General features: G+C 63.8%; 7 protein-coding genes and 1 tRNA gene. 5 read left to right on the top strand and 3 right to left on the bottom strand.

The features are described from left to right. Positions 1 to 2,456: hypothetical protein (locus P8Y39_11365; GenBank protein MEJ2192922.1), on the bottom strand; the 2,456-nt coding region annotated here is incomplete at its 3' end. Between the two features lie 67 nt (positions 2,457 to 2,523). On the opposite strand from P8Y39_11365, the gene P8Y39_11360 reads away from it, so the two are divergent. Further along, positions 2,524 to 2,862: a P-II family nitrogen regulator gene (locus tag P8Y39_11360; GenBank protein ID MEJ2192921.1), complete on the top strand. Its 339-nt coding sequence runs from the start codon at positions 2,524 to 2,526 to the stop codon at positions 2,860 to 2,862. Between the two features lie 155 nt (positions 2,863 to 3,017). After that, positions 3,018 to 3,761: a transporter gene (locus P8Y39_11355; protein MEJ2192920.1), complete on the top strand. Its 744-nt coding sequence runs from the start codon at positions 3,018 to 3,020 to the stop codon at positions 3,759 to 3,761. Between the two features lie 70 nt (positions 3,762 to 3,831). Here P8Y39_11355 and P8Y39_11350 read toward each other — a convergent pair whose 3' ends face one another. Continuing rightward, positions 3,832 to 4,944: a metallophosphoesterase gene (locus P8Y39_11350; GenBank protein ID MEJ2192919.1), complete on the bottom strand. Its 1,113-nt coding sequence runs from the start codon at positions 4,942 to 4,944 to the stop codon at positions 3,832 to 3,834. 438 nt (positions 4,945 to 5,382) lie between these two features. Here P8Y39_11350 and P8Y39_11345 point away from each other — a divergent pair, with 438 nt between their 5' ends. Next, positions 5,383 to 5,610: a hypothetical protein gene (locus P8Y39_11345; GenBank protein ID MEJ2192918.1), complete on the top strand. Its 228-nt coding sequence runs from the start codon at positions 5,383 to 5,385 to the stop codon at positions 5,608 to 5,610. A gap of 188 nt (positions 5,611 to 5,798) precedes the next feature. Here the strand turns inward: P8Y39_11345 and P8Y39_11340 are convergent, their stop codons facing one another. Further along, positions 5,799 to 7,016: a methyl-accepting chemotaxis protein gene (locus tag P8Y39_11340; GenBank protein MEJ2192917.1), complete on the bottom strand. Its 1,218-nt coding sequence runs from the start codon at positions 7,014 to 7,016 to the stop codon at positions 5,799 to 5,801. A gap of 169 nt (positions 7,017 to 7,185) precedes the next feature. Here P8Y39_11340 and P8Y39_11335 point away from each other — a divergent pair, with 169 nt between their 5' ends. Together P8Y39_11335 and P8Y39_11330 are read left to right on the top strand one after the other, a co-directional pair. Beyond that, positions 7,186 to 7,377, top strand: coding sequence for a DUF6485 family protein (locus P8Y39_11335; protein MEJ2192916.1), 192 nt, complete (start codon positions 7,186 to 7,188; stop codon positions 7,375 to 7,377). A 112-nt stretch (positions 7,378 to 7,489) separates the two neighbouring features. Beyond that, positions 7,490 to 7,573 (top strand) — tRNA-Leu (locus P8Y39_11330). Positions 7,574 to 7,982 lie beyond the last annotated feature (409 nt).

The raw sequence follows: 7,982 nt of genomic DNA, 5'->3' as shown, positions 1-7,982 counted from the left end.
AGCTTGAGGTCCATGACGCCCTCGGCCTCCCGCGAGAGCTCCCGCACGATGCGCTCCCTCATGGCGCGGATGTCCTCCGCGCGCACCTCCCCGCCCCTCTTCATGAGGACTTCGCGCGCCATGTCCAGAAACGCCCGCCCCGCGCCCGCCTCCCCCGCCGCCGGGCGGGCCTTGAGCAGGGCCTGTATCTCCCACCCGTGGGCCTTCTCATGGTAGTAGCGGCGGAAGCCCGCCAGGTCCTTGACCAGCACCCCCCGGGTGCCGTCGGGCCTCAGGCGCATGTCCACCTCATAGAGTATACCCCGCCCGGTGTACCGTGTAACCGTCTTCAGGACCTTCTCGGCGGCCCCGTAGCCCTCGGCCCCCGGGGAGACGAAAAGGAGGTCCAGGTCGCCCCCGTAGGTAATCTCCCTGCCGCCGAGCTTTCCCATGGCGATGACGCTCAGGGGACCGGCCTCTGGGCCAAGCGCCTCCACCGCACGGCCCAGCACGGCGTCGGCCACGTGGGAGAGGGAAAGCTCAAGCCTCCTGACGCCGATGACCCCGGAGAGGAAGAACATCCCCAGGCGGAGCCACTCCCGGGTGCGGTAGGCCACCAGGCGCTCCGCGAAGTCCTCCCCGGGGGGCACCCGGCCCAGCTCCTCCCGCATCCGGGCCAGGGTCTTTCTGATGGGCATCATCTCCTCCACCAGCTCGTTGAGATAGAGGGGGTCGCTCAGAAACGTACGGGAGAGGCTCGAGGAGAGGGCGAAAAGGGCCACCATGCCGTCCCTGAGCTCCCGCCTCTCGGCAAGGGCCGTCAGATACGCCCCCGTAAGGCCGAAGGAGGAGAAAAACCCCTCCAGCCCCTGAAGTGCCCGGTCGGGGGCCAGGGAGCTCAGGGCGCCCTCCAGAAGCAGGGGCGCCACCCTTCGCACCCGGGAGCGCTCCTGGTGGGTGCGGGCAAGCTCCACCTGCCTTCTCACCCGGGTGAGGCTGCCCAGGGCGGCCTCGGGGTCCTTCACACCCCGGAAGGAGAGAAAACCCCGCAGCTCCTCCCGGCCCAGGTCGCCCTCCAAGAGGGCCAGCGCTTCGGCGTGGACGTCCTCGGCGGTGCCCAGGAGGGTGTTGTACATGCTCTTTATCTGCATGCGCTTGACGCGGAGGTCCCTGAGGAAGGCCTCCAGCCCGGAAAAGCCCATGTTCCGCGCCAGGGCCTCCCTCTCCGCCCGTCCCCCGGGGAGGGAGTGGGTCTGAAGGTCGTCCTTCATCTGAAGGAAGTGCTCGACGCGCCTGAGGGTGACGTAGCTATGCCAGAGGGCCGAGAGGTCCTCGTCGGGCACCAGGCGCATGCGGCGGAGCCCCTGGATGGCGTTTGTGAGCCGGTAGGTGCGGAGGGCGCGGTTCTCCGCCCCGTAGATGAGCTGAAACGTCTGCACGAAGAACTCGGCCTCCCGGATGCCCCCGTAGCCGCGCTTGATGTCGTCCCTGAGGATGCGGGAGTCTATCTTTTTCTTGAGGGCCCGGATTTCCTCTATCTCCTCGTAGTCCACCCCGCGCCGCCAGACGAACCAGTCCGCAATCTCCATGAACCCGCGCCCCAGCGTCTCCTCCCCGGCCACCGGGCGGGCCCGGATGAGGGCCATGCGCTCCCAGGTGCGCCCCCAGGACTCGTAGTACGACCTGTAGGAGGCAAGCGGGAGGGCCAGCTCTCCCCTCTGCCCCTGGGGACGGAGCCGGAGGTCCACCCGGTAGGCCACGCCCTCCCCGGTGGCGGCTGAGAGGGAGCGGGTCAGAAGCTCCAGGACCTTTACGTAAAACTCGTGGTCCGATATCCTGTTCATGCGCACGCCCGTGGGGCCCACCACCCCGCCGGTCTGCCCTCCGCCCTTGTCGTAGACGGCCATGAGGTCCAGGTCGGAGCTGTAGTTCAGCTCCACCCCGCCGAGCTTCCCCAGGGCGATGAGGGAGACCGCCCCCCGGTCGGAGGGGTCGCCGTAGCGGGCCCGCGCGGCCTTGAGCGCCCAGAAGAGGGCACGCTCAAGGACGGCCTCGGCCAGGAAGCTCAGCTCCTCCATGACGCCCACGAAGTCCGTCTCCCCGAGAAGGTCCCGGAGGGTAATGCGCAGGAGAGTGCGCTTCTTGAAGAGGCGGATGCTCTCCATGGCCGTCTCCTGGGGAGTTTCGGCGGTGAGGGCAAGCTCCCGGGCGGCCTCCCCTCTCAGGCCCTCCCGGGTGACGGGCTCCCCGAGGCGGCCCAGGGCGGCCAGGAGCTCCCCGGGGTGGGTGACGGAGAAATTTGCCAGGAACTGGCTTGCCGAAAAGAGCCGGGCCGCCTCGGGGAGGTGGCGGAGAAATCCGCCGGGGTCAGCACAGGCCTCCAGAAGCCGCTCCAGGCTCCGGGCCGCCCGCGGGGGGTCGGCCGCGCCCTGGGCGGCGCGCCGGACCCTCTCTTCAATATCCCTCGTAAGAGGCATCTTCTCCTTTGGGTATAATAGAGCCGTCCGTTTGGGTTTAGGATAATTCATGGGGGAGGGAAATGTCATGAAGATGATAGCCGCCGTTATCAAGCACTTCAAGCTCGACGAAGTGAGGCAGGCCCTCACCGACGCCGGCGTTGAGGGAATGACCATCACGGAGGTCAAGGGCTTCGGAAAGCAGAAGGGGCACGTGGAGGTTTACCGCGGCACCACCTACGAGGTGAAGTTCCTCCCCAAGGTAAAGATAGAGGTGGCCGTCTCCGACCAGAAGGCCGAGGCGGTCATCCAAGCCCTGAGCACCGCGGCGCGCACCGGGGAGATAGGGGACGGGAAGATCTTCGTCCACGACCTCGGGGACGTCGTCCGCATACGCACCGGGGAGCGGGGTGAGGAGGCCCTCTGAGGCTTTCGCTCCTGCTTCTGGCGGCCCTGCTTCTCGTCCCCCTGCAGGACGCCCTCGGGGCGAAGGCGCAGCAGGGCACGGACGAGGAGGCCCCTGCCCCTCAGCGTGACGAGCTCCTCGAGACCGAGCTCAGCGGCACGCAGCCCCACAGGAGCGTGGAGCTCTCCGTCAGCCCGCGCGTGGAGGACGCCATAAACGAGTTCTTCATCCGGGTGCCGGTGCGGCTTACCTACGGGCTCACGGAGCGCTGGGAGATATCGGCTTCGGCCGGGACCTTCGTGGACAACCCCGCCCAGGGGGAGAGCCGCTCAGGGATATCGGACGTCACGCTGTTTACGAAGTACCGCTTCAGGAGGTTTCTCAGGGAGTACGTCGCTTCGGCCCTTGCCATGAGCGTGCTCATCCCCGTGGGAAGCAACGAGGACATAAGCGGCGGATACACCCGGTACACTCCCCGGTTCATCGTAAGCAAGCTGCTTCCGGGCTGGCACAACGTGGAGCTCGCGGGCTCTGTGGCCGTTGCGTTCCTTGCCGACCCCCAGGAGGGCGCCGACCCCGACGCCCGGGACGTCCTCTCGGTCAGCGGGAGCTTCATCTACCCCAGGGGAAGGCTGCAGTTCTTCCTGGAGAGCTTCTGGAACACCGACCGCATAGACGGCGGCGATGACGACAGGGTCTTCCTCACGCCCGGCATCCAGTGGGACATGAACGGCGTGACGTCGATGCCCGTGGTGCGGCGGGCCAAGTCCCTGGCCGTGGGCATCCGGGTGGGCCTTGGCGACGACGCCGCGGACATCGCCCTGGTGACCAGGTTCCGCTACGACTTCCCCTTCAAGTTCAAATACAAAAGAAACCTGGGCGGGGAGGCCCCGGAACAGCCGGCACCGGCCCCCGAGTAGGCAGGGCCGGCGGACGGAGCCATGCGGTGCACGGCCCGAAGCCTCCTTCGGGACGGGGAGCGGCGCACCTCTAGGGCGCCCTCACCAGGTCGATGATGGTTACTTCCGGCGGGGCAAGAAAGCGGACCGGCGGGCCCCACGTCCCCGTCCCCGGGCTGACGTAAAGGCGGGAGCCGTCCTTGAGGTTGAAAAACCCGGCCAGGTGGGGATACTGGGTGCGCACCACGTAGTTGAAGGGGAATATCTGTCCCCTGTGGGTGTGGCCGGAGAGCTGAAGGTCGAAAAGGCCCCGCGAGCTCCGTTTTACCCACGGGCGGTGCTTGAGCAAAAGGACAAACCTGTCGTGGGGGAGGCCGCTCAGAAGCTCCGTCTCCGGAAGCCCCCGCCTCATTCCCATCCGCTCGGCCGTGGGGTCGTCCACCCCGGCCAGGGTGATAAGGCCCTGCACGTCCACGGCCTCTCCCCTCAGGACCCGGAAACCCGTCTTCCGGGTAAAGTCCAGGGCCTGCCCGATGCCGGCATAAAACTCGTGGTTTCCGGTGACGGCGAACTTCCCCAGGGGAGGGTGGAAATCCCTGAGGAGAGAGACAAGGCGGCCGAGGTTGTTTATCTGCCCGTCCACCAGGTCCCCGGTGACCACCAGCAGGTCGGGCCTGGCGGCACGCAAGGCCTTCACGATGAGGGAGAGCCTGCTTTCCCTGACGATGAGGCCCACGTGCACGTCCGATATCTGTGCTACGCGGATGCGCGGTACGGGCAGCTTGGCCGTCTCGACGACCACGCGCTTCGTCCTTATGTCCCGGGCGGAGAAATATCCAACGACGGTGACCGTAAGGGCACAAAGAACCGCGATGCTTAGGGCGGCACGGGCGGGCAGGAGCCATCCCCCCCTGAGGAGCTTCACCGGAAGCCCCAGGACGTCCAGGCCCAGGGAAACCAGAAAGGTCAGCCCCACCAGGGAGAGCCACATGTAGCCCACCCAGGCAAGGCCCCTGGCGAAGGCCTCCAGGCCCCGCTCCTCCGCCAGGTGCACGATGAGCGGAGCGGCCACCATGAAAAGCATGAAGAGGGCCAGGGGAATCCCCGTCCTCACGCCCAGGCCCAGGGCGGCCCGCACCTTGGCGAAAACATAAGCGTGGATTGCGGCGTAAATGAGAAAGAAACTGAGAATGAAAAGCCTCATCAGGCCTCCACGGGAGCAAATCGCTGTCTCAGAAATAAATATATCACGGAACCGGCAGCTTGTTTTCCGGACGTATCGGTGTCATACTATATCCAATTTTTCGACCGGAAGGCTTCCTCCCCGTGACAAAAAGTGTTATCCCTGTCGTTTTGCGGCATGAAAATCCCTCCAGCCGTGGCTCGCCCGAAACATTGAGGGCCGGGGAAAAGATAGGGCCCCTGAGCGGCGCACGGCCAGCCGCCGCGCCTTTTCTTTGCAAAAACAAGCCCTTCCGGGGTGCGCAGTTCCGCTTCTTCAGGGAGCATCCTCATCGGGCCGTGCTTTGCCGGAAGAGCGCCGCCCGTGGCTTAAAATTTGCATCTTAAATCACAAAAAGGGCCATAAGGAGTGACGAGAATGCTCAGGGCTATGAAGGCAAAAATCGGACGATGCGCTCTGATGGCTGCCTTTTTCTTCATTCCCTGCATCCTCGGGGGGTGTGCGTCGATGCAGCAGGGGCCGGAGGTCGACGTGGTGGTGGATGCGGACCAGTTCTACAACGAGTTCTATAACTCGGCCTACACCCTGAACATGAAGTCCACGACCGAGGGGCTCAAGACCGTGGGCAGCGGCGAGCCCGAGGTGGCCGTGGGCCTGATGTTCAGGGTGCCCCTCCTGGGCCCCTGATACCGGCCCGCCTGACCAGTCCAACCAGTCAGTTTTCTAACCAGTCAGTTTTTCAGCTTTTTCATTGAAACCTTAAAAATAATCTCTACGTGAGTAACATCTTGCTTCCGGTAAATGGAGGAGGTCGGCTCTCGCGCCCTTCCCGGCATGAGTTCGCCGCAAAGTGCTCAATGGCCCACGCGGGTTTTTCAGCGGGAGGCCCCTGTTTCCCTTGCGCCGGGGGTGCGGGAGAGGCTCAGCTTCTCCAGAAGCCCTTTCAGGGTGCTTGAGAAACTGTTGACCTGCTCGCTCGTCTCCGTGAGCTTGCGGGTGTCGGTGAGCAGGCCCTTGAAGGCCACATCGATGCCCGACAGGGAGCCGTCGATGCTCTCCAGGGCGGCGTTGTGCTCCACGGTGGAGGAGCTTATGGCCTGAATCCGCGAGGCTATCTGCTCCACGCGCCCTATCATCTCGTCGAGGCTCTGCGAGGACTGCTGCACCGTCTTGTGGGTCTCGGCAACCCGTTCCGCGTGGCTCTGCACGCCCGCGATGGTCTCGCCCATCCCCGAAAGGAGGGACTGCATGAGCCCGCCTATCTTTTTCGTCGAGGAGGAGGTCTTCTCCGCCAGCTTTCGCACCTCGTCGGCCACCACCGCGAATCCTCTCCCCTGCTCCCCCGCCCGCGCCGCCTCTATGGCGGCGTTCAGGGCCAGGAGGTTCGTCTGGTCGGCGATGTCGTCCACGATGGAGAGGATTTCGCTTACCCCCTGCGTGTGCTTCTGGAAATCCTCCAGGTGCGTTATGGTTTTCCCGATGCTCTCCTCGGTCTCGTCTATGCTCAAGAGCGAGTTTCCCAGCGCCTCGAGCATCTCCTGGGCCTGCGCGCTCACCCGGGTGGAGAAGTCCGCCGTCTCCGTCAGGGTCTTGCCGATGTCCCCCAGGGAGACGCTTGACTGGTGCGTTGCCGAGCTTATGGCCGAGACGTGCCCGCCCTCCTCCGTGATGGTCCGCTTGTGGCTCTCCGCGATGTCCGAGAGGGTTCTGGTCACCTGGGCCAGGTTCTGCACACCTTCGGCGAGGCGGGAGAGAAGCTCCCTTATGGTGGAGAGCATGGTGTTGAAGCCCCCGACGATGTCCCCCACGGCGTCGGGGCTTTCGATGTCCAGCCGGACGTCGATGTTCCCGGAGGAGACCTCCCGGGAGGCCCAGGAAATTTTCATGAGGGGCGCAAGGAGGATGAGCCGCACGAGCACGTAGGAGAAACCCCCCACGGCTATGCCCGCGGCCACGCAGGCCACGGCGAAGGGGACCTTCATCCCGGGCCTGAACTCGACGAAGAAGGAGGCAAACACGGGGAACACCACCCCCATGGCGATGCCAAAGAGCAGCATGCCCACCTGGAGTTTCCCCAGAATCCCGCGTTTCACGCCCGCTAGTACACACGAAATGGGAAGAAAAAATCAATGATTCCACGCACAAAAAGGGCCGTTTGCCCCGCCCTTTCCGCATGGGCTAATATATTTTCTGACTTTGGAGCGCCCGGGGGAAATGTTTTAAAATATATCCGGAGCTTTTCTCTGAAAGGGGGTCGGCCCTATGCAATGCAACGTCTCGTCCAACGCCAAGAGCTGCACGTGCACCTATAGCTCCTGCGAGAGGCGCGGGAAGTGCTGCCTGTGCATCACCTATCACAGGAAGAAGGGGGAGCTTCCGGGCTGCCTGTTCAACGCCGAGTACGAGAGCACCTACGACCGGAGCGTGGCCAACTTCCTCCGCATGCACGGGTGAGTGGCCAGCCTCTTTTTGGTGACCGGTCACGAGTGGCCGGTCACTTTTCGGGTGGCCGGGGCCGACTCCGCGAGCCGCTTGGCGGGAGGGAAAAGGTCACTGGTGACCGACAGCCGGTGTGGTGGAACTGGTAGACGCGGCGGACTCAAAATCCGCTGAGGGAAACCTCATGGGGGTTCGAGTCCCCCCACCGGCACTCTCACCCTCTTGTATTATAGTCATTTTTTTGCCCCTCCTCGGGGGCTGCAGGGACATTTGGGGGACAAACCGCTTACGAATACCATGAGTCCTCTCTCGGAGAATAGATGGTGAAGTGAGATTGGCGAGACAGCAATGGGCCGCATAGGGAAAAAATACCTGGAATCGTCAAATGGCGCACAGAATGCAATTCCGAGTTCTCCATTTGTGCACGCGTCGAGCACACCGTGTGAGACGATGCACAATCTCTGTCAGGAACAAGAAATGTAAGAAAGACGCCGAAAAAAGGGAACAGTCTTACCTGCGTTCTTACGTAAGGTTGGTTATATCCTTTGAAATGACAGTTACAGCTTCTACCAGCCCAAACTGGTTCTTGATCGGGCTGAATGTCCTGAGGAAATATCTGT

This window comes from Nitrospirota bacterium, from assembly GCA_037386965.1.
In the GTDB taxonomy this organism is placed as follows: domain Bacteria; phylum Nitrospirota; class Thermodesulfovibrionia; order Thermodesulfovibrionales; family JdFR-86; genus JARRLN01.
This window is presented reverse-complemented; position numbering and strand designations above follow the sequence as displayed.

Excerpts from the sequence above, each read along its gene's own strand:
- P8Y39_11360 (MEJ2192921.1), top strand. The coding sequence starts at position 2,524 with ATGAAGATGATAGCCGCCGTTATCAAGCACTTCAAGCTCGACGAAGTG.
- P8Y39_11350 (MEJ2192919.1), bottom strand. The coding sequence starts at position 4,944 with ATGAGGCTTTTCATTCTCAGTTTCTTTCTCATTTACGCCGCAATCCAC.
- P8Y39_11345 (MEJ2192918.1), top strand. The coding sequence starts at position 5,383 with ATGGCTGCCTTTTTCTTCATTCCCTGCATCCTCGGGGGGTGTGCGTCG.
- P8Y39_11335 (MEJ2192916.1), top strand. The coding sequence starts at position 7,186 with ATGCAATGCAACGTCTCGTCCAACGCCAAGAGCTGCACGTGCACCTAT.